The sequence below is a fragment of the Nonomuraea sp. NPDC051941 genome, from assembly GCF_044593615.1.
Map to the genome: position 1 here is coordinate 41,480 of NZ_JBIUCF010000061.1, position 21,120 is coordinate 62,599.

At 69.7% G+C, this 21,120-nt stretch carries 19 protein-coding genes; 9 read left to right on the top strand and 10 right to left on the bottom strand.

Annotated features, from left to right (window positions below; genetic code table 11):
- Nucleotides 1-3: 3 nt before the first annotated feature.
- From ACIHFD_RS58355 to narI, 3 genes are read left to right on the top strand one after another with little or no spacing between them, the layout of a single operon-like run.
- Nucleotides 4-387: a hypothetical protein gene (locus tag ACIHFD_RS58355; protein WP_397374283.1), complete on the top strand. Its 384-nt coding sequence runs from the start codon at nucleotides 4-6 to the stop codon at nucleotides 385-387.
- 46 nt (nucleotides 388-433) lie between these two features.
- Nucleotides 434-709, top strand: coding sequence for a hypothetical protein (locus ACIHFD_RS58360; protein ID WP_397374284.1), 276 nt, complete (start codon nucleotides 434-436; stop codon nucleotides 707-709).
- The gene (gene narI / locus ACIHFD_RS58365) at nucleotides 706-1,113 is read left to right on the top strand and encodes a respiratory nitrate reductase subunit gamma (RefSeq protein WP_397374285.1); all 408 of its coding nucleotides are present in this window, start codon (nucleotides 706-708) and stop codon (nucleotides 1,111-1,113) included. Before ACIHFD_RS58360 ends, narI begins: the two co-directional genes overlap by 4 nt.
- A gap of 9 nt (nucleotides 1,114-1,122) precedes the next feature.
- On the opposite strand, the gene ACIHFD_RS58370 is transcribed toward narI, so the two are convergent.
- The 7 genes from ACIHFD_RS58370 to ACIHFD_RS58400 form a co-directional block, all read right to left on the bottom strand.
- Complete coding sequence (locus ACIHFD_RS58370) at nucleotides 1,123-2,124, bottom strand: LacI family DNA-binding transcriptional regulator (protein WP_363965137.1); 1,002 nt, start codon at nucleotides 2,122-2,124, stop codon at nucleotides 1,123-1,125.
- 82 nt (nucleotides 2,125-2,206) lie between these two features.
- On the bottom strand, nucleotides 2,207-3,169 hold the full coding sequence (locus ACIHFD_RS58375; RefSeq protein ID WP_397374286.1) for an aldo/keto reductase family protein: 963 nt from the start codon (nucleotides 3,167-3,169) through the stop codon (nucleotides 2,207-2,209).
- A complete protein-coding gene (locus tag ACIHFD_RS58380; RefSeq protein ID WP_397374287.1) occupies nucleotides 3,166-4,158 on the bottom strand; it encodes a LacI family DNA-binding transcriptional regulator in 993 nt (330 codons plus the stop codon). The genes ACIHFD_RS58375 and ACIHFD_RS58380 overlap by 4 nt, the downstream gene beginning before the upstream one ends.
- Nucleotides 4,155-5,501 carry a GH1 family beta-glucosidase gene (locus ACIHFD_RS58385; RefSeq protein WP_397374288.1) on the bottom strand — a complete coding sequence of 449 codons (1,347 nt, stop codon included), beginning with the start codon at nucleotides 5,499-5,501 and terminating at the stop codon, nucleotides 4,155-4,157. The genes ACIHFD_RS58380 and ACIHFD_RS58385 overlap by 4 nt, the downstream gene beginning before the upstream one ends.
- Nucleotides 5,498-6,319, bottom strand: a complete 822-nt coding sequence (locus tag ACIHFD_RS58390; protein ID WP_363965129.1) for a carbohydrate ABC transporter permease — start codon at nucleotides 6,317-6,319, stop codon at nucleotides 5,498-5,500. Before ACIHFD_RS58390 ends, ACIHFD_RS58385 begins: the two co-directional genes overlap by 4 nt.
- 2 nt (nucleotides 6,320-6,321) lie before the next feature.
- Entirely contained in the window at nucleotides 6,322-7,260 is a 939-nt protein-coding gene (locus ACIHFD_RS58395) for a carbohydrate ABC transporter permease (RefSeq protein ID WP_397374289.1), read from the bottom strand.
- A complete protein-coding gene (locus ACIHFD_RS58400) occupies nucleotides 7,247-8,530 on the bottom strand; it encodes an ABC transporter substrate-binding protein (protein ID WP_397374290.1) in 1,284 nt (427 codons plus the stop codon). Before ACIHFD_RS58400 ends, ACIHFD_RS58395 begins: the two co-directional genes overlap by 14 nt.
- Nucleotides 8,531-8,824: 294 nt before the next feature.
- On the opposite strand from ACIHFD_RS58400, the gene ACIHFD_RS58405 reads away from it, so the two are divergent.
- From ACIHFD_RS58405 to ACIHFD_RS58415, 3 genes are all read left to right on the top strand, one after another.
- A complete protein-coding gene (locus tag ACIHFD_RS58405) occupies nucleotides 8,825-11,014 on the top strand; it encodes a glycoside hydrolase family 9 protein (RefSeq protein ID WP_397374291.1) in 2,190 nt (729 codons plus the stop codon).
- A 28-nt stretch (nucleotides 11,015-11,042) separates the two neighbouring features.
- Nucleotides 11,043-12,428, top strand: a complete 1,386-nt coding sequence (locus ACIHFD_RS58410) for a glycoside hydrolase family 6 protein (RefSeq protein ID WP_397374292.1) — start codon at nucleotides 11,043-11,045, stop codon at nucleotides 12,426-12,428.
- 173 nt (nucleotides 12,429-12,601) lie between these two features.
- Entirely contained in the window at nucleotides 12,602-15,241 is a 2,640-nt protein-coding gene (locus tag ACIHFD_RS58415; protein ID WP_397374293.1) for an AfsR/SARP family transcriptional regulator, read from the top strand.
- A gap of 30 nt (nucleotides 15,242-15,271) precedes the next feature.
- Here ACIHFD_RS58415 and ACIHFD_RS58420 read toward each other — a convergent pair whose 3' ends face one another.
- Entirely contained in the window at nucleotides 15,272-16,399 is a 1,128-nt protein-coding gene (locus ACIHFD_RS58420; RefSeq protein ID WP_397374294.1) for a suppressor of fused domain protein, read from the bottom strand.
- A gap of 229 nt (nucleotides 16,400-16,628) precedes the next feature.
- Here ACIHFD_RS58420 and ACIHFD_RS58425 point away from each other — a divergent pair, with 229 nt between their 5' ends.
- Nucleotides 16,629-17,522 carry an alpha/beta fold hydrolase gene (locus tag ACIHFD_RS58425; protein ID WP_397374295.1) on the top strand — a complete coding sequence of 298 codons (894 nt, stop codon included), beginning with the start codon at nucleotides 16,629-16,631 and terminating at the stop codon, nucleotides 17,520-17,522.
- On the top strand, nucleotides 17,519-18,172 hold the full coding sequence (locus tag ACIHFD_RS58430; RefSeq protein ID WP_397374296.1) for a TetR/AcrR family transcriptional regulator: 654 nt from the start codon (nucleotides 17,519-17,521) through the stop codon (nucleotides 18,170-18,172). The genes ACIHFD_RS58425 and ACIHFD_RS58430 overlap by 4 nt, the downstream gene beginning before the upstream one ends.
- Before the next feature lie 197 nt (nucleotides 18,173-18,369).
- Here the strand turns inward: ACIHFD_RS58430 and ACIHFD_RS58435 are convergent, their stop codons facing one another.
- Together ACIHFD_RS58435 and ACIHFD_RS58440 are read right to left on the bottom strand one after the other, a co-directional pair.
- The gene (locus ACIHFD_RS58435) at nucleotides 18,370-19,134 is read right to left on the bottom strand and encodes a CHAP domain-containing protein (protein WP_397374297.1); all 765 of its coding nucleotides are present in this window, start codon (nucleotides 19,132-19,134) and stop codon (nucleotides 18,370-18,372) included.
- A gap of 367 nt (nucleotides 19,135-19,501) precedes the next feature.
- A complete protein-coding gene (locus ACIHFD_RS58440) occupies nucleotides 19,502-19,690 on the bottom strand; it encodes a hypothetical protein (protein ID WP_397374298.1) in 189 nt (62 codons plus the stop codon).
- 192 nt (nucleotides 19,691-19,882) lie between these two features.
- On the opposite strand from ACIHFD_RS58440, the gene ACIHFD_RS58445 reads away from it, so the two are divergent.
- On the top strand, nucleotides 19,883-21,064 hold the full coding sequence (locus tag ACIHFD_RS58445; RefSeq protein ID WP_397374299.1) for an MFS transporter: 1,182 nt from the start codon (nucleotides 19,883-19,885) through the stop codon (nucleotides 21,062-21,064).
- Nucleotides 21,065-21,120: the final 56 nt, after the last annotated feature.

Below are 21,120 nucleotides of genomic sequence, written 5' to 3' on the forward strand. Positions count from 1 at the left end.
TCCGTGCACAACACCCAGCCGTGGACGTTCGCCGTCTCCGGCGAGGAGATCAGCGTACGCGCCGACGCCAACAGGAAACTACGCTTCAGCGACCCCGAAGGCAGGCAGCAGCTGATCAGTTGTGGGGCTGCGCTGTTCAACCTCACCACGGCGCTGCGCTGCCACGGGTACGAGCCCGTGGTGCGGGTGCTGCCCGACCCGGGTCGGCTCGCGCTGCTGGCCACGGTGCGGCTGGGCGGGAGCAGTACTCCTGACGAGCACACCGCGGCACTGAACGCCGAGATCGAGCAGCGCCCGCACCGACGGCGTGCCCGCCGGCGCCTACCCCGCCGAGCCCGCGAACACCCATCCGCCCTTCGCGCAACGCGACTACGCCTGGCGGCATGACTGGGGCACGACGGCCGGCCAAGCCGCGTCGACCTCTACCGGAGTCGTGGCTCTGCTCACCACCCCCGGCGACGGCCGCCGGGAATGGATCGCCGCGGGACAGGCCCTCCAAGGGGTCCTGCTGCACGCCGGCGCATCCGGGGTGAGCGCTGCCTTCCACACCCAGGCGCTGGAGATGCAGCAGCTGCGGGAGTTGCTGCGCCAAGAGCTCTGCTTCGGAGAGTACCCGCAGATGATCATGCGCCTCAGCATCACGTTCGACGCCAAAGTCGCGGTCCGCCGCCCGCTGTCCGAGGTTGTCGAGTCAGTCTCTCTGCCGTGAACGACCGAGCTCGGAGCTCCTCGCCGTTGCTGCTGCTGGCCCGCCGGCTCACCAGCCCGCGGGTACGCCGTACCACCACCCGGGCCGACAAGGTCCTGTTCGCGGTCCTCACGGTGGTCATCCTGCTCGGCATGAGCGCCACCGTGGGCAAGAACCTGCTCGGCGGCGGCTACGACTACCGCGCCACCATCGCCGTCTGGTTCCGCGGAATCCTGACCCTCCACCCCGACCCCGGTCTGATGGCCGACGTACCACTGATCTTCCGACTTCACGCGCTGTGCGCCTGGCTGCTCGCCGCGATCTGGCCGTTCACCAGACTCGTCCACGTCTGGTCGGCGCCCATCGCCTACCTGTGGCGCCCCTACGTCGTCTACCGACGGCGCACCCCGGCGCATTCACGGTGAGCAGGCAGCTCAGGCGGATTCGCGGATGACCAGTTCGGTGGGGAGGATGAGTGGGGTGGGCTCCTCGCCGCGGATCAGGGCGAGCAGCATGCGGGTCATCTCGCGGCCGAGGGCCTTGATGGGCTGGCGCACCGTGGTCAGGGCGGGATGGGTGTGCCGGGCGGTCACCACGTCGTCGAACCCCACGACCGCGATCTCATCGGGCACGGCCCGGCCGTGCTCCTTCAGCACGCCGAGCGCGCCCGCGGCCATCTCGTCGGAGGCGATCAGCACGGCGTCGAGATCCGGGTGCTCTTTCAGGAGGTGAGCCATGGCAGCGGCTCCGCTCGCCTCGGTGAAGTCGCCGTGCGCGACCCGCTCGTCTCCGAGTCCGGCCAGCGCCAGCGCGTCGCGGAAGCCCAGGTAGCGGGAGACGCCGACGTGCATGTCGAGCGACCCGGTGATGGTCGCGATCCGGGTGCGGCCGGTGGAGATCAGGTATTCGGCCGCCTGGCGAGCGCCGTCGCGGTTGTCGGCGTCCACGTACCAGTCGTTGGACCCGCCGAGGGAGCGTCCGCCGTAGACCACGGGGACGCCGCCCTCGGCGGCCACCTTCGCCAGGGGGTCGTTCTCCCGCAGGGCCAGCAGCATGACACCGTCGGCCCTGCGTGACTGCAGGACACGGGCCAGCCGGTTGCGGCCGCGCTCGGAGGCGGCCAGGATCAGCAGCAGCTCAAGGTCGGTTTCCTCCATGACGGCGTTCACCCCGACGATGACCTCGGCGAAGAAGGGGTTGGTGAACAGGGCCTGGTCGTCGCTGGAGACCGCCAGCACGACCGCGCCACTGCGCTGGGTGGCCAGCGAGCGGGCGGCGACGTTGGGCACGTAGCCCAGATCCTTGATGGCTCGTTCCACGGCCTGCCGAGCGGCCCGGCTGACATGCGGGGCGTTGTTGATCACCCGGGACACCGTGCCCCTGGACACTCCCGCCCGCCTGGCCACCTCGTCCAGCGTCGGCTGCCGATCCGTCATTTTTAGGAGCGCTCCCAAGTATGTACATGCTGGTCATGGGGAGCGTACCAGGCTTCCAGTCTGTGAGCGCTCCCAATTTCGATCAGGGCCTGGTGAGCGGGCTGAACGGCCCGTCGGCCACACGTTCCACCACGTCGTCCAGGATCTGGTCGATCGTATCGAGCACATCGTCCGCGAGGGGCACCCCGGATGCCGCCGCACTGTCGCGCACCTGCTCGGGCCGTGAGCCGCCGACGATCGCGGCCGAGACCCCGGGGCCGCGCAGCACCCAGGCGATCGCCAGTTGCGCCATGGTCAGCCCGAGGTCCGCCGCGATCGGGCGGAGCCGCTCCACCCGCGTCAGGACGTCGTCGGTGAGCAGGCGGCCCACGAACTCCCTGCGCGCCTCGGCGGGCGGCGCCTGGCCGGGGGAGTAGCGCCCGGCCAGCACACCCTGGGCCATCGGCTGGTAGACGAGCTGGCCGACACCCTCCTTGGCGCACAGCGGGAGGATCTCCGGTTCGATGACCCTGCGGAGCAGGTTGTACTGCGGCTGGTTGGACACGATCCGGTCCAGGCCCAGGTCGTCGGCGATCCGCAGCGCGTCGGCGATCTGCTCCGCCGTCCAGTCGGAGACGCCGACGTACAGGACCTTGCCGCTTCGCACCAGGTCGTCGAAGGCCCGCAGGGTCTCTTCCAGAGGGGTGGCGTAGTCGTAGCGGTGCGCCTGGTAGAGATCCACGTAGTCGGTGCCGAGGCGGCGCAGGGAGCCGTCGATCGAGCGCATGATGTGCTTGCGGGACAGGCCGCGGTCGTTGGGGCCGGTGCCGGTGGGCCAGTAGATCTTGGTGAGGATCTCCACCGAATCGCGGCGGACGCCCCGCAGCGCCTGGCCGAGCGCCTCCTCGGCGCGGGTCTCGGCATAGGCGTCGGCGGTGTCGAACGTGGTGATCCCGGCGTCGAGGGCGGCGTGCACGCAGGGTTCGACGGTGTCCTCGGTCAGCCAGTTGCCGTAGGCGATCTCGCTGACCATGAGCCCGCTGCGCCCCAGATGGCGAAATTTCATGAAGTCTCCCTTATCGCGAGGTGTGGGGTGAGGACGAGGACGGATCGGCTCGGCGTCCCGCCGTCGATGAGCATGAGCAGCAGGCGGACCATCTCCCGCCCCATGTCCTCGACCGGTTGATGGACCGAGGTGAGCCCGGCCTGCTCGGCGAACGGCGAGTCGTCGAAGCCCACGACGGCCACATCGGCGCGGCCTGCCTCGCGCAGCACCCGCAGCGAGCCCAGGGCCATCAGGTCGGAGGCGGCGAACACCGCGTCAAGGTCGGGCCTGCGGGCCAACAGCTCCCGCGTGGCTTCGGCGCCGCTCTGCTCGCTGAAGTCCCCGCCCGCCACGAGATCGGGATTCTCCTCGAGCCCGGAGGCGATCAGGCCGTCGCGATAGCCTCCCAGCCGGTGGACGCTGACGAGCATGTCCATGGGCCCCGTGATGGTCGCGATCCGGTGCCGCCCCCGCTCGATCAGGTGCCGTACCGCCAGGTACGCTCCGGCCTGGTTGTCCACGTCCACGACATGGGCGGCGAGAGCGGGATCGAGCGGCCTGCCACCCACCACCGCCGGGACGCCGAGCTCCCCCAGGCGGGCTGGCAGTGGATCCTCGTGATGCAGCGAGAGCAGCAGGACCCCGTCCACGTGGCCGCCCCCGAGATAGGCCTCCAAGGCCGGCCGCTCGCTGCCCGACCGGGCCATGGTGATCAGCAACTGCTTGCCGGACGTCGTGAGCTGCGCCGCGATGCCGCGTACCGCTCCCGCGAAGAACGGGTCGCTGAACACCCGCTCGGGAGACTCGGAGATGACCAGCGCGACCGTGTCGGTGCGCCGGGTGACCAGCGAACGCGCGGCCCGGTTGGGGGTGTAGCGCAACTCCTCGATGGCCTTCTGCACGGCGAGCCTGGTCTTCGGGCCCACCTTGGAGGAGCCGTTGACCACGCGGGAGACCGTGCTCCGGCCGACCCCCGCGTGTGCGGCCACCTGCTCGATCGTGGGCCTCACAGCCCACCGCGCCTGATCACCTCGGCGTACCAGCGCGCGCTGTCCTTGGGGGTACGGCGCTGCGTGGCGAAGTCGACGTGGACCAGGCCGAAGCGCTGGCAGTACCCGTGTGCCCACTCGAAGTTGTCCAGCAGGGTCCAGGCGAAATAGCCGCGCAGCGGCACTCCCTGCGTGACGGCGTGATGGCAGGCGCGCAGGTGGCCGTCGAGGTAGGCGATCCGGTCGGCGTCGTGCGCCTCCTCGTCGTAGGCCGCCCCGTTCTCGGTGACGTAGAGGGCGGTCACGGGGTAGTCGCGGGCGAGCCGCAGGAGCAGGTCGGACAGCCCCCTCTCGTCGATCTCCCATCCGATGGCGGTCCGCGGCCGGCCGCCGTCCACGAACCGCACCGTCTCCGATCCGACGTACGGGGTCGGCTTGTCCTGCGGGAGAGCGAGACCGTCGCCAGAGACGATGCCCGAGACGATGGCCGGGGTGTAGTAGTTGACGCCGAGGAAGTCCAGCGGCGCGGCGATCGTCTTGAGGTCGCCATCATGGACGTGCTCGAAGTCGGTCACGGCGGCGAGGTCGGCGATGACGTCCGCCGGGTACGCGGCCCGGTACAGCGGGTCCAGGAAGATCCGGTTGGCCACGCCGTCGATGCGGCGCGCGGCCTCCAGGTCTTCGGCCGAACCGGTCTCGGGGCGGGCCTGGGTGGGGTTCAGCGTGATGCCGACCCGCGAGCCGCTCATGGCGCTCGCGGCCAGGCCGTGACCGAGCAGCAGGTGGTGCACGGCACGGATGGCGGCGGCAGGCTCGCGCCGGCCGGGCGCGTGCTCTCCGGTGGCGTACCCGAGGTAGGCCGAGCACCAGGGCTCGTTGAGCGTGGTCCAGTGCGTCACCCTGTCGGCCAGCGCGTCGTGTACGGCGGCGGCGTAGTCGGCGAAGCGCAGGGCCGTCTCCCGCGCGGGCCAGCCGCCGGCGTCCTCCAGCGGCTGGGGCAGGTCCCAGTGGTACAGCGTCGGCCACGGCTCGATCCCGCGCCCCAGCAGCTCGTCCACGAGACGCCGGTAGAAGTCCAGGCCGCGCTGGTTGACGGCCCCGGATCCGAGCGGCTGCACCCGCGGCCAGGCCACGGAGAAGCGGTAGGCGCGCAGGCCGAGCTCGGCCATGAGGGCGACGTCGTCGGGGTAGCGGTGGTAGTGGTCGCAGGCGACGTCGCCGGTGTGGCCCTCGCGCACGTTGCCGGGCTGCGCGGAGAAGACATCCCAGATCGAGGGCTCGCGTCCGTCCTCGGCGACCGCCCCCTCGATCTGGTAGCTCGCGGTGGCGGCCCCCCAGAGAAAGCCAGGATCGAACGTGTTCACGCCTTGACGGCTCCTTCCATGATGCCGCCGATGATCTGGCGGCCGAATACGAGGAACACGGCCAGCAGCGGCAGCGTGGCGATCAGCGTTCCGGAGAACATGAGCGTGTAGTCGGTGTAATAGGTGCTGGACAGCTGACTGAGCGAGAACTGGACGGTCGGGTTGTCGGCCTCCAGAACGGCCAGCGGCCACAGGAAGTCGTTCCAGGTGCCCATGAAGGTGAACAACCCCAGCACGGAGGCGCCCGGCCGCAGGGCCGGCAGCACGACCTTCCAGAAGATGCCGAAGGTCGAGCAGCCGTCCACCCGCGCCGCCTCGACCAACTCGTCGGGGACGGCCCGCTCGGCGTACTGCCGCATCAGGAAGACGCCGAACGCCGAGACCAGGAACGGCACGATGACCGCCTGCAGCCGGTTCTGCCAGCCGAGCTCCACCATGATCATGTAGAGCGGGATGATGCCCATCTGGACCGGGATCATCATCGTGGCCAGGATGACGAGCAGCAGCGCGTTCCTGCCGCGGAAGCGCAGCTTGGCGAACGCGAAGCCGGCCAGCGAGCAGAAGAACACCACCGACACGGTCACGGTGCCGGAGGCGATCGCGGAGTTGACCATCCCCAGCAGGAAATTGGCGTCCTCGGCCGCGAAGAGCCGCGTGACGTTCTCGCCCAGGTTGCCGCCCGGGGTGAGCGGCGGCGGCCAGTCGCCGACGACGTCGTTGGCCCTGGTGGCCACGACGAACAGCCAGTAGAGCGGGAAGACCGACAGCGCGATCGCCGCCAGCAGGGTCAGGTAGACCAGGGGTCCGGAGTTTCGCACGGCTATCTCGCTCTCCGCGTGACCAGGAAGTTGACCAGGGCGAAGACGACGATGAGCAGGAAGATCATCCAGGCGACCGCCGAGCCGTAGCCGTAGTCGAAGTCCTTGAAGGCCTTCTCGAACATGTACATGGCCACGGTCTGGAACTGCCGCAGGCTGCCCCCGGAGATGGCGTAGCCGCCCTGGCCGAAGATGAGCGGCTCGGTGAACAGCTGCATGCCGCCGATGGTCGAGATGATCACGGTGAACAGGATCGCCGGCCGGATCAGCGGCACCGTGATGCCCCAGAACTGCCTGACTTTGGAGGCGCCGTCGATGGCCGCCGCCTCGTACACGTCGCGCGGCACCGACTGCATCGCGGCCAGGAAGATCAGCGCGTTGTAGCCGGTCCATCGCCAGTCGACCATGACCGAGATCGCCAGCCAGGACGACCACTTGTCCGCCCGCCAGTCCACCGGGTCCACGCCCAGCAGGGCGAGCAGGCCGTTGGCCATGCCGGCGTCGCGGTCGAAGATCTGGCTGAAGACGATGCCCACCGCCGCCACCGAGGTGACGATCGGCGCGAGCACCCCCATCCGGAAGAACGTCAGCGCGCGCAGCCGCTGGTTGAGCAGGCTCGCCACGACCAGCGCCAGGAGCAGCTGCGGGACCGTGGCCAGCACGAACATGCCGAGCGTGTTGACGACCGCGTTCCAGAAGTCGGGGTCGGCGAACAGATCCGCGTAGTTCGCCAGCCCGACGAACCCCGCGTCCCCCGCCAGGTCCCAGTCGTGCAGCGAGACCCACGCGGTGTACAGCAGCGGGAAGAGCCCGAAGACCCCGAAGATCACGAAGAACGGCGCCACGAAGAGGTAGGGCGAGCCCACCAGGTCGAGGCGGGACAGCAGCCCCGCCCGCGACCTCGCGTGCGCGGCGGATGGCACCTTGCTACTTCGCAGCACGCTTGGCGTCCTCGACGGCCTTGGTCCACGCCTCGGCCGGCTGGAGCTTGCCCTGCTCGACGGCCATCAGCGCGTTGCCGACGCGGTCACCGACCGGGTTGTTGTTCGGCCCCAGGTAGACGGGCTTGAGCGCCTTCGCGCTCGCTCCGAAGATCTTCCCGACGGGGGCGTTGTTGAAGTAGTCGTTGACGAAGCCCTGCACCGCCGGGTCGTCGATGGCCTGCGGGGACGAGGGGAAGTTGCTCTTGGCCTTGAACGCCGCGATCTGGCCCTTCGGGCTGGTGAGGAATTTCACCAGCTCGGCCGCTTCCTTCTGGTGCTTGCTCTGCGTCGGCACCGCCAGGAACGAGCCGCCGCGAACGGCTCCGTCGCCGGGCACGCGCGCCACGTCCCACTTGCCGGTGTTCTCCGGCCCCGCCTGCTCCTTGATGACGCCGAGCATCCAGGACGGGCACGGGATGGTGGCGAACGTGCCCTTCTTGAACCCGGCGTTCCACTGCGGGCTCCACTGCGCGAGATTCGCCGACAGCCCGCCCTGGACCATCTTGACCGTCTGGTCCCAGGCCGCCTTCACCCCGGGATTGGTGTCGATCACCAGGTTGTTGGAGGTGTCGTAGTAGGTGTGGTCGCCCTGCTGCATCAGGATGTTCTGATAGATGCCGCCGGCCGAGTCGAAGAAGTGCGCTCCCGTCTTGGCCTGAGCGAATTTCTGCCCGGTGGCGAGGTAGGCGTCCCAGGTCGGCCAGAGCTCGCCGACCTTCTCGCGGTCGGTGGGCAGCCCGGCCTTGGTGAACAGGTCCGTCCGGTAGCACATGCCCTGCGCGCCGACGTCGGTGCCGAGCCCGACGAGTTTGGAGCCGTCGTTCGTGAGCGCCTGCTTCCACTTCCATTCCAGGAAGTCGGCCTTCAGTGACCCGGCTCCGTGGTCGAGAAGGTTCACGAACTGCTCGGGCTTGGCCATGAACTGGATGAGGATGCCCTCCTCCAGCGCGACCACGTCTCCGGCTCCGCTGCCCGAGGCCATCCACTGCTGCAGTTTGGGCAGGTAGTCGCCCAGCTGGGCGATGTTCTCCTGCTTGATCGTTATCCCGGGATGAGCGGCCTCGTACTGCTTGTAGAGCTCCTCGTAGCCGAACTCGCTGAAGGTCTTGACCACCAGGGTGATCTTTCCCTGGGTCGCGGTGTCCGGCGTCTGTGCGCCGGTGCCGCACGCCGCGAGCAGGCCGGTGAGGGTGGCGGCGAGCAGCGGCCGGGCCAGCCTTGTCGTCATGTCATATCTCCCTGCTTCCGGGAGCGGTTCCAGTGGGGACTGATCCGCTTGATACACTCGACTACCTGCGTTGACGCCGCGGATTGTGCCGGTGTTCCTGTGCGAAATCCGTGCATTATTGGGAGCGCTCCCAGCCGATGTTAGGGGATTGTCGCACGGCTGAGAAGAGGGCGGAGAGAACAAGGATCAATCTCCGCGAAACGGTTGACAGCTTGTGACGCCGTGGCGGAAGATCCGGCACTGACGCCGCGGTGTGCCGGGGACGAACTGTCCAGCGACCTGAAAGGTCCCGGTATGTCCGCCATACTCAGGCTGTCCGCAGCCTGTGTCCTCCTCCTCGCCGGCCTCGCGACCCCCGCGCACGCCGACTCCTACGAACGGTTACTCAACGGCGGCTTCGACGCCGGCAAAGACCCTTGGTGGAGCGGCCAGAACACCCCGTCACGCATCGAATCGGGCCGGCTGTGCGCCGACGTCCCCGCCGGCACGACGAACCCGTGGGACTCGATGATCGGCCAGAACGACGTCCCGTTGGAGGACGGCCAGCCGTACACGCTCCGCTTCACCGCCTCCGCCAGCCGGGACGTCACCATCCGCACCACCGTCCAGCTCGCCGGCCCGCCGTACACCACCCCTCTGGACCGGCGGCCCGAGCTGACGGCCACGCCGCGGACGTTCGAGTACACCGCGACGTCGAACGTCTCGGACACGCACGGACAGGTGACCTTCCAGATGGGCGGCGCGACGGAGCCGTACACGCTCTGCCTGGACGAGATCTCCCTGGTCGGCGGGGTGCTCCCGCCCGGTGGCGTCCGGGACCTGGGCTCGCCGGTGCGGGTCAACCAGCACGGCTACGCGATCTCGGGCCCCAAGCGCGCCACGATCGTCAACCCCGGGACGGAGCCGCTGGACTGGCGCCTGCTCGACCCGAGCGGCGCCGCCGTGGCCCAGGGCCGCACCCGGGTGCACGGCGCCGACGCGATGTCCGGCGACCAGGTGCACGTGGCCGACTTCTCGTCGGTCCGCAAGGCGGGCACCGGCTACACGCTCGCGGTCGGTGACCAGGTCAGCCTGCCGTTCGAGATCGGCGACGACGTGTACGACGGGCTGCGCAGGGACGCGCTGGCGTACTTCTACCACAACCGCAGCGGCATCCCGATCGAGGCCGAGTACGTCGGCGACGCCTACGCCAGGCCGGCCGGGCACCTCGGCGTCGCGCCGAACCAGGGGGACACCCGCGTCCCGTGCCTGCCCGGCGCCTGCGACCACGCGCTGGACGTGCGCGGAGGCTGGTACGACGCGGGCGACCACGGCAAATACGTCGTGAACGGCGCTCTGGCCGCCTGGCAGCTCATGGATCTCTACGAGCGCTCGCGCGGGCAGGGCGACCGGGAGGGGGTGCGCGACGGCCTGCTGCGCATCCCCGAGTCCGGCAACGGCGTCCCGGATGTGCTCGACGAGGCCCGCTGGGAGATGGAGTTCCTGCTCCGCATGCAGGTGCCCGGCAGCGGCCTGGTCCACCACAAGGTGCACGACGCCGCGTGGACCGGGCACCCGACGATCCCGCATCTGGACGCACAGCCGCGCTACCTCCACCCGCCCTCCACCGCCGCGACGCTCAACCTCGCCGCCGCCGGCGCCCAGTGCGCCCGGATCTGGAAGGCGTGGGACCGCGCGTTCGCCCGGCGTTGCCTTGAGGCCGCCGAGACCGCCTGGCGTGCGGCCCGCGAGCATCCCGACCTCTACGCGCCACCGGGAGGCGAGGGCGGGGGCGCCTACGACGACACCGAGGTCTCCGACGAGTTCTCCTGGGCCGCCGCCGAGCTGTACGCGACCACCGGCAAGCGCTCCTACCTGCCCTTCGTCACCACGAAACTGACCGCGGACGGCTTCTTCTGGCAGTCGACCGGCGCGCTGGCCGACCTGACCGTCGCCCGGCTGCCCGGCCGCTTCCCCTCCGCCATGTTCGCCGCCGCGCGCAAGCGGGTGCTGTCCGTGGCCGACGGCTACGTGCGCGACATGAACGCCCAGGGGTACGCCAACCCCTACCTCCCGGCCGACGGTAAGTACGTCTGGGGCTCGACCAGCGCCACGACCAACAGCGCAGTGATCATGGCGACGGCCTACGACCTCACCCACGACCGCCGCTACCGCCAAGCGGTCCTGGAGTCGATGGACTACCTGCTCGGGCGCAACGCGCTCAACCAGTCCTACGTCACCGGGTACGGCGAGCGGGCCAGCCACAACCAGCACCACCGATTCTGGGCCCACCAGATCGACCCGAGCCTGCCCAACCCCGCCCCCGGCTCCCTGGCCGGAGGCCCCAATTCCGGTCTCCAGGACCCGGTCGCCCAGCGCAACCTCGCCGGCTGCGCACCGGCCAAGTGCTACATCGACGACATCGGCTCCTGGTCCACCAACGAGGTGGCGATCAACTGGAACTCATCCCTCGCCTGGATCGCCGCCTTCGCCGACTCCCTGTGACAGGGGATCCCAGAAAGGAAAGCAGTACATGCGAGTATTAACCCGGTTGGCGGCCATCACGGCCGCAACGGTGACCGCCCTGTCGGTGGCCGTCGCGACGCCCGCCACAGCCGCGACCGAGCTGGTGGTCAACGGCACCTTCAGCTCCGGCACCACGCCGTGGTGGAACTCCGCCAACACCTCCATGGCGGTGGACACGGGGCGGCTGCGCGTCAACGTGACCGGTGGCACGGCCAACCCGTGGGACGCCATGGTGGCCCAGAACAACATCGCCCTGACCAGCGGCAAGTCCTACACGCTGTCCTTCGACGCCACCGCCTCCGCCTCGGTCGGCGCGGTCACCACCGTGCAACTGGCCGACAGCCCGTACACCAACACCCTGACGCAGCCGATCGCGCTCACCACGACGAGCAAGCGCTTCAGCTTCCCCTTCACCTCCAGCCTGAGCACGGCGGCCGGACAGGTGTCGTTCCAACTCGGCAAGAACGCCGCCCACACCGTCTACCTCGACAACGTCTCCCTCACCGAGACGACGTCGGGGTCCGGTCCGATCAGCATGACGAGCGGCTTCTACGTCGACCCCAACTCCAACCCCGCGGTCTGGGTGAGGAACAACTCCGGAGACTCCCGGGCGGCCCGGATCCAGTCCTCGATCGGCTCCAAGCCGATGGCCCGGTGGTTCGGTAACTGGAGCGGTGACATCGCCGCCGCCGTCTCCGGCTTCGTGGGCGCGGCCGACAGCGCCGACAAACTGCCGGTCCTGGTCGCGTACAACATCCCCGGCCGCGACGCGTGCGGCGGCCACTCCGGCGGCGGCGCCGGCACCGAAGCCGCGTACAAGACGTGGATCTCCGCGTTCGCCTCCGGCATCGGCAACCGCCCCGCGGTCGTCGTCATCGAGCCCGACTCGCTGGGCGACTTCGACTGCATGAGCGAGACGGCCCGGCAGGAACGCATCCGCATGCTGACCTACGCCACCGAGCAGTTCCGCGACAAGGCCGCCAACACCTGGGCCTACCTCGACGCCGGCAACGCCGGCTGGACGGCACCGGCGACCATGGCCTCCCGGCTGCAGAGCGTGGGCGTCGCCAACGTCCGCGGCTTCTCGGTCAACGTCTCCAACTACTACACCACCAGCCAGTCGACCACCTACGCCAACGCGATCAACTCCGCGCTCGGCGGCACCGCCAAATTCGTGATCGACACCAGCCGCAACGGCAACGGCTCCAACGGCGAATGGTGCAACCCCTCGGGCCGCAAGCTCGGCACCACCGCACAGGTCGGCGGCGGCGCCGAGATGCTGCTCTGGGTCAAGGTTCCCGGCGACTCGGACGGCAACTGCGGCATCGCGCCGAACGTGCCCGCCGGAACGTTCAGCCCGGACATCGCCATCCGGCTGATCGACGGAATCTGACCAAGCCGCCATTCCCATCTGGGGTGGGCCGGGGTTTCCCGGCCCACCCGCCGACAAGTCGTCCGGGAGCGCCGAGTTGCCTGCGCAAAACACGCTTTCTTGACACCGAACAGAAATTCATCCACCCGCTCTTCGCGAAAACCTGCCGCTGGAGAGGAATCACCTAGGTGGACATGACGATCAAGGTTCTGGGGCCCGTACAGGTGTGCGGGGCCGACGGGCGGCTGGTCCATCTCAACGGCAAGCAGCGGGCGGTGCTCGCCGCTCTGGTCATCAACGCCAACACCCGGGTGTCCAAGGAACGGCTGGTGAAGGCGTTGTGGGACACCCCTCCCGCCTCGGCCGTCCATAACTTGCACACCTACATCGCTCAGTTACGAAGAGTGGCGCCATTCGGCTCGAGACTGCTCACCAAGGAGCATGGATATCTTCTCGAGGCGGACGTCGCGGAAGTGGATTTCCTGCAGTTCGAGGAGGCGATAGGCGCGGCCCGCAGCCATGCCGCGCAGGAAGAGTTGCACGCCGCGGACCGGCAGTTTCACAGAGCTCTCGCATTGTGGCGTGGGAGGCCCGCGGAAGATACCTGGCTCGCCGGTTTCCTGGCCGCTCAGATCACCGGACTGGAGGAGCGACTTGCCATCGCGAGACTCGACTGGGCCGAGACGAAACTCGCCCTCGGCCGGCCCAAGGAAGTGATCGAGGACCTGCGTCCATTCGTCGCCGAGCAGCCGATGAACGAGCACGCCTGGTGGCTGCTCATGCTGGGGTACGCACGAGCGGGGCAACGCGACAAAGCCCTTGAATCCTTTCGGCGCGCCCGATCGGTGCTCGTCGACGAGCTCGGTGTGGAGCCGGGTGAAGAACTCCAGCAGCTCCACGTCGCGGTCCTGGCAGGCACCGAACCTACGGCCAGGCGCGCATCGCCGATGGGCCAGGCTCCCCCGGAGCTCAACTCTTCGGGCGACGCCGAAGAAGTCGATCCGCTCACGATCGACCAGGAAACGCGGCTCGCCCGGTTCACGGCCGAGAAGGGCGGGCCGGAGTCCGCCGCCGCGCCCTTGGAGGGGACACCGGGCCGCGGCACACAGGACCGGCTCGACCGCGCCGAGACGAAGCCTGGTCTCGGTCATGCCCGAGAGGTCATCGGCGACCAGCCGTGGGAGGAGCGGGCCGGGGACCTGCTGATGCTCGCCCTGGCGCAGGAAGAGCAGCAGGCGCGGGGCGTGCTGGTGGAGGAGCCGGGCGTCGAGCCGGGCCGGGATCCGCGGCGGCTGCGGGTCGCGGTCGTGGGCGGCGAGCCTGACCGCGCGCCGCTCGAAGGAGGTGTCTGCCAATTGCCGGCGGACATCGCCGATTTCGTCGGCCGGCAGGGCGAGCTGGCGGCGGCGGTCGACGCACTGTGCCCCGGCGGCGATCAAACGGGCCTGCCGCTGTGCGTGGTTTCGGGTCAGGGCGGCATCGGCAAGTCCACCCTCGCCGTGCATGCCGCGCATCAGGTCCGCCCGGAGTTCCCCGACGGGCAGCTCTACGTCAACCTGCGCGGCGGCGACGCCCGTCCCGTCGATCCGGAGGAGGCGCTGGGCCGGTTCCTGCGCGCGCTCGGAGTGGACGGCACCGCCATCCCCGCGGGCCTGGACCAGCGGGCCGAGCTGTACCGCAGCATCCTCGCCAAAGGCCGCTACCTGGTCGTGCTCGACGACGCCGCCGACGAGAGCCAGATCCAGCCGCTGCTGCCGGGTACGCCAGAATGCGCGGTGCTGGTCACCGCCCGGCGCCGGCTGACCGCCCTGCCCGCGGCACGGCTGATCGACCTGCCGGTGATGCCGCCCGGCGACTCGCTCGAACTGCTGCGCGGCCTGATCGGCGCCGAGCGCGCAGCCGGGGCGCCCGCGGACGCCGACCTGCTCGTCCAATGGTGTGGCGGGCTGCCCCTGGCGGTGCGCATCGCCGGCATCAGGCTCGCCGCCCGCCCGCACTGGGCCCTGGCCCAGCTCGTCACGCGGCTGAGCGACACCCGCGACCGGCTGAGCCAGCTCTCGCACGGCTCCCAGACGGTACGCGCCAGCCTGGCGGCCGGCTACCACAGGCTGACCGCCCCGGCGCGGCGGCTGTTCCGCCTGCTCGGCACGCTGGAGGCGCCGGACTTCGCGGCCTGGGTGGCCGCCGCCCTGCTCGACCTGCCCGACGCCGAGGCCGAGGACCTCCTCGAGGAGCTCGTGGACGTACGCCTGCTCGACGCCCGGCGCGACCTCTCCGGCCGGACCCGGTTCCGCTTCCACGACCTGACTCGCGTCTACGCCCGCGAGTGCGCCGAAGCCGACGAGCGCGAAAACGAGCGCGACGCCGCCCTGCGCCGCGCGCTGAGTGCCTGGCTCGCCCTGACCCGGCAAGCGCACCTCCGGCTGTGTGGCGGCGACCATCGGCTGCCGCACGGCCGCGGCCCGCTCGGGTCACCGGAGGCGAAGGCCGTCGACCGCCATGTCCACCGCGACCCGCTCGACTGGGTGGACGCCGAGCGCGCCGGCATCGTCGCCGCCGTACGACAGAGCGCCGCCCTGGGCGTCGGCCCGCTGTGCCGGGAGCTGGCCTCCACCGCCATGCACCTGTTCGAGACCCGCGGCCTCTACGACGAATGGCACACCACGCACGAGATCGCGTTACGCTGCGCGCCGGCCACGGGCGACGTCCGCGGCCAGGCGGCCGAGGGCCTGTCGCGGGCCGGCGACCCGAGCACCGAGGTCACCGTCTTGCGCTGGGGCAGGCCGGATCCACTTCTCGGAGGGCCGCTCGGGGACTCCGGCGGTTCCTCATGATGAACGGTCGCCATCGACGTCGATCGTGGCTCACCGAGTGACGTCGGTGAGCGGGACACCGTTCGCCCCGGTGAGGCGGGCGAGCACCGCGTCGTTGCTGGTGGCCTTCGCCTCGGCGAGTTCCTCTCGGGTGACGCCCACGGCGGTGATGAACGCGACCTGGCCGTCAGGGGCATCGATCACGCCCAGGTGCGGGTCGGTGACGAAGACCAGCGCGTTGAGTCTGCTGGTCTCGGGGCCGAGCTGCCCGCCGACACCCATCCGGTGCCCATCGGCGAACGGGTAGCCCTCGCCGAACACGTACGTGCCGAGATTCTGCAGCGTCGCCAGTGCCCAGCCAGGCGGCAGTTCGTCGCCTTCGTCGCGCGGGACGCGCATCGTCAGCTCGAAACCGAGGCCGCTGGCACCCGGTTCGGGGTCGACGTCGAGCAGACCGTCCAGGTCGCTGAACCCCCACGTGACGAGCAGCCAGTAGCCGTCCGCGCGGTGCGCGCTCAGCTCTTGGACGCCCTCACCCACCGGGATGTCGGTCGCCCAGCGCAGCGGCTCGTCATCGGGGAGGTGCGCCTCCAACGCGGTGACGATCGCCTGTCGGCTGCCTTTGCGCCATCGGGGGACGCCGCCGTGAAGGTAGGCGTCCATCAGCCCGCCCCAGAACGTGTCCGGCGCGAGAGCGCGCTCGTCATGTGTCCTCAGGTCGGCGACGAGCTTCTCGAGGTACGGGCGCGACCCTTCGAGGTCCGCCCCGCCCATTTCCTGCGCGCACAGCTCGATTCGGTACAGGAACTCCACGAACGCGCCGAGCGAGGTGTTGATGGTCTCGGGCTCGGGGGTGGGCACGCCGTCCTCCAGCGCGAGCAGGTAGACGTTGCTGCTCTCCAGCTCCACGGCGTAGCGGATCCGGTCGTCGGTACGGCCCTTACCGAGGATCATGAAGCGTGCGGGTCGGTTCGGGGTCTCGGCATCGAAGACCGTGAAGGCATCGAACGGACCGTTCACGTGCATCGTGAAGAGAATGCCGGCAGTGACCGGCAGGCCGACCTCGCACAGCAGTTCGACGTCCTCCGGCCGGAAGCCGCGCTCCTCCACCTGGTCGCGGTCGAGCGTGACGATGCCGTCCGTGCCGAAGACCCGGACGAGTTCGGAGTGCGTGACCACTGGTGGCCTCTTTCACAGGGGGTGGGAGACCAACAAGATCGTAGTGCTGCGGTGCCCCGCTCGCCTTGAATCCCTGGAACACGACGGCAGTCCTCCTGTTGTTCGCCGCGAGATCGGGCGGGTCAGCAGTGGCCCGGCAAGGGCGAAGCTCCCGTCTGTCTCATCTGTCTACGATGTAGACACGCGCTACAGTGTAGACGCGTGCTTGGCGCCATCAGGAAGGAGAGCCATGACAAGCGACACGGTTGAGGTGCCCGGGGCTCGGCTACACGTCGAACTTGCCGGTGACGGGCCCCCGCTGCTGCTGATCTCCGGCGGCGGAGGCGATGCCGGGATGTACGCGGACGTGGTCCCGCTGCTGACGCCGACGTACACCGTGATCACCTACGATCGGCGCGGCAATTCACGCAGCCCGTTCACCCACCCCGACGCCTCGATCACGCCTGCCACGCAGGCGGACGACGCGGTCGCCGTCCTCGACCACCACGGCCTCGAACGCGCCTACGTCTTCGGCAACAGCGGGGGCGCGATCATCGCCCTGGAGATGGTGATCAGGCATCCCGGCCGCCTGCTGGGCGCCGTCGTGCACGAGGCGCCGCTGGTCCAGCTCCTGCCGGCCGACTCCGCCGAACGGCGGGAAATCGAACACATCGGCCGCCTCGGCCAGGACGGGCACCTGATGCGGGCCTTCGCGGCCTTCGGCGCGATGACGCTGCCCGACCCCCCGCGCATCTTCCTGTCGCCCACCGGCCAGACCGTCATCGCCGCCGGCACCCAGCTCATGCTCGCCGCCGGCGACCTGGCGCGGAGGCTCACCCGGCGCGAACCGGATGCGATGACCCGTCAACTCCACAACGCGGAGCTCATGCTGCGCCGCGAGCTACCCGCCTTCTGTTTCGACTACCAGCCCGACCTGTCCGCGCTGGCCGCCACCACGGCGCCGTGGTGCCTGGCCACCGGGCGCGACAGCGTCGGCAAGCCTTACTACACTCCCGCGCACGTGCTGTCCGAGCGCCTTGGCATACCCTGCCAGGAGTTCCCCGGCGGCCACGTCCCGTACATGCAGCATCCGGAGGAATTCACCAAGACACTCACCACGATCCTGGAGGGCTTCGCGGCATGACGGCCGACCCCAGACCGCCGGGCACGCTGCCGGAGCCGCCCACCCGGCCCACTCTCACCCGCGAATACCTCGCCGTCGCCGCTCTCGCCCTCATCGACGCCCACGGCCTGCGCAAGTTCTCCATGCGCAAGCTCGGCACCGCGGTCGGCTTCGACCCGATGGCCGCCTACCGCTACTACGACGACCAGGAGGCGCTCTTCGACGGCGTCGCCGAGGCGCTGTTCACCGAGATCGACGTCGACACCCTGCCCTGGGACGGCCCCTGGCACGACCTGGCGCGCGAATACTGCCTGCGGCTGCGCGACACCCTCCTGCGCCACCCCCACGCCGTGCAGGTGTTCGCGACCCGGCCGGTGCGCTCGCCCGCCTCCATCGACACCGGCGTCAAGATGCTCACCAAACTCCATGCCGACGGCATCCCCCCGGCGCTCGCCCTGCGCATAGCCCGCTGCCTGCGCGAGTTCACCATCGGCCACGCCCTGGCCATCGCCGTGACCCGGCTCGGCGCGGAGCGGCGCAGCCGCAAACCACGGCCCGGCAGTCCCGACTACAACGTGCTCGCCGAAGCCGCCGACGCCACCACCCTCGACGACCACTTCGAGACGGGGGTCACCGCGATGCTGCGCGGCTTCCAGCACTCCGCCGACTGACCAGGCAACCAGCAAGATCACCGGCGGGGCCGCATCCCCAGCGGTCGTCGGCACACCGGCCACCCGCAACTTCGCCATCCATCCGTCCTACGGGAGCGCGCTGGGCGGCGAAAACGCGACCGTTTGCGCCGCCCAGCCACTCATGAAACCTCATCGGTATCACGTTGTAAGGCACCACCGATGCCGACCCAGATCGGTCAGAGGACGTGGGTCATGGCGCTCCAGCCACTGCCGATTTGGTAGCCGTTGCCGTAAGGGGCGGTGGGGGAGGCTTTGAAGTTGTTGCCGTAGTAGCGCAGGGTCCCGTCTGGTTTGATGGCGAGGATGTCGGCGTAGCCGTCGCCGCTCACATCCGGGATCCTGTTCTTGTCGTCGGGGATGACAGGCGACACGTATCCCATGAGCCGCGAGTTCTCCCGCAGGCCGATCCGGTCGGGGATGTTGCCTTCGACGGTGGTGACGACTCCGCCGGAGTTGGCGAGGACCATGCCGATGTGTTCTGGAAAGCCATTATTGTCGGTGTCCGGATATACGGCGGCGTCGCCGGGCCGGGGCGAGTATCCGTCACCGATCGGATGCCATGTCCCATGCTGCTCGCCGTACTCCTTGAAATTGATGACGCGGCCGCCGATCGTCTCGACGTCCTCGACGCCGCCCGCTTCACGCCATATGTACTTGACGAAATGCGCGCACCAGTCGGTCGCGCGCCAGCCTTGCGTGCCGCAGGGGTCTCCCGCGCCCATTTGACCCGAATAGAAGTTGCAGTTGTGACCGCCGATCTCGTGATTCCTGCTGTCGTCCCTGTATTCGCGGTTCCCTATCTCCACCATCCGCTGTCTGATGGTGGAGGCTTGAGCAGGAGCCGCGGCGTTGGAAGACACGATGACCAGACCGGAAGTGGCGGCGACCGTGACGGCCAGCACCCGTGCCAGAGCGCGACGGGCCGACAATCGGATACGCATGCGTAACCCTTTCTGTGGAGAGGTTCGGAAGTTTTGGGACACGCCTTCGGAAGGTGTTCATCACGCCGGCGATGGTCCCCGTAATGCCCATGCGTCGGAGCCGGGGGCGGACGTCATGGTCGACACGGTCAGCTCCGCGCAGGCAGGCCGAGACTCGGATCCCGGGTGCTGCGCGTGGCTGCAACGGGCAGGTGGCCACCGCCCGTCCCACGACGCCCGCCCGAGAGCGGGCTCAGCATCCGAGGCGTGACCAGGCGGGCTCCCCGGCACCGCCGGTTACCGGGCTACTTGTGCGGCCCGCTGGGATCCCTGCGTCGTGGGAGCGGGATGGCCGCCACTCACAACGGGCCGCACGAAGGAACACTGACTAGCCGCCGAACCTGCCCGCGTTGCTCCGGCTGTACCCCTTGCCCCCGCCGATTCCGCTGCTCGGACCGAGCCCGCTGCTGCCGCCGAGCCCGCCCCTGTCCGAGGCCGCGGACGCGGCCTGAGCCGTCGGGCCGATCAGCAGCGCGACACCCATGGCTGCGGCGACAATTCCGGTGACGATTCGCATGTTTCTCCCCCTGTCTGTAGCGGATCTGGATTGCTGCCCAGAGTCGTCGGGAGGCGTCATAGCCACGTCATAGCCGCAGGGTTATGACGCCGATATGACAGCGGCGGGCGATGCTGCCGCTCGGAGCGCATCGGCGTTTGGGGGCAGGCGAACATGGGACAGCGTCCGCCGGGTTTTCGTGAGGTGTTCGCGGTGAGGGAGTTCCGCGTGCTGCTGGCGGCCCAGAGTCTCTCGACCGCGGGCGATCAGGTCGCGCGGCTGGCTCTCGCCATCCTCGTCTACGCCGGCACCGGCTCGCCGGTGTTCACCGCGATCAGCGTCGCGCTCACGTACGTGCCCGAGTTGCTCGGCGGCCCGCTGCTGAGCGGGCTCGCGGACCGGTACCCGCGACGGGAGGTGATGGTGGCGTGCGACCTCGTCCGGGCCGCGCTCATCGCCGCCGCCGCGATCCCCGGTGTGCCGTTGCCCGTGCTGTGGCTGCTCGTGTTCCTGGTGCAGGCGGCGAACGCGCCGGCGCGCGCCGCGCGGTCGGCGAACATGTCGGTCATGCTCACCGGCGATCGCTACACGATGGGGCTCGCGGTGATGTCCACTGCCGCGCAGATCTCCTACTTCGGCGGATTCGCCCTCGGTGGTGTGCTGGTGAGCGCGGCTGGGCCGCACATGGCGCTGCTGGTGGACGCGGGCACGTTCGCCGTCTCCGCGCTGCTGTTCCGATTCGGCCTCCGGCCGCGCCCCGCGAGCAGGCGGGACGCGACGATGCTGGGCTCGGCCCGGGCAGGGATGCGGCTCGTCCGGCGCGACCGCAAGCTACGCGCGCTGGTGTCGCTGGCCTGGACCTACGGCTTCTACGTCGCGCCGCTCGGCCTCGCGGTCCCGTACGCGGGTCAGATCGGCGCGGGAACGGTGGCCGCCGGACTGTTCCTGGCCGCCGAGTCGGTCGGCTCGGCAGCCGGCGGCCTGCTGCTCACCCGCCTGGTCCCGGCCGAGCTCCGGTCCCGGTTGCTGGGCCCGTTGACGGTGCTCACCGGAGTGCCTCTGCTGGCGATGGTGTTCGAGCCGCCGGTCTGGTCGTCGCTGGTGCTGCTCGTGTTTTCCGGGGTCTTCGCCGCCTACCAGGTGGTCGCCAACGCGACGTTCGTCATGGCGGTCGCGGTCGAGTACCGCGGTCAAGCGGTCGGAATCGCGGCGTCGGGGCTGTTCGCCGCGCAAGGCCTCGGGATCCTGGGCTCCGGCCTGCTCGCCGAGGCGGTTGGACCTGCGGCGAGCATCGCGACGTTCGCGGCAGTCGGAGTGCTGGCCGCGATTCCTGCCGGCGTCGCCTGGCGGCGGGCGACCCGGCACACCTACGAGTACGCAGGAAAGGAGGAGTGATCATGGAATTCAGACCCGCAACGGACTGGCACGCGCCGGTCGAGTGGTAGCGAGTC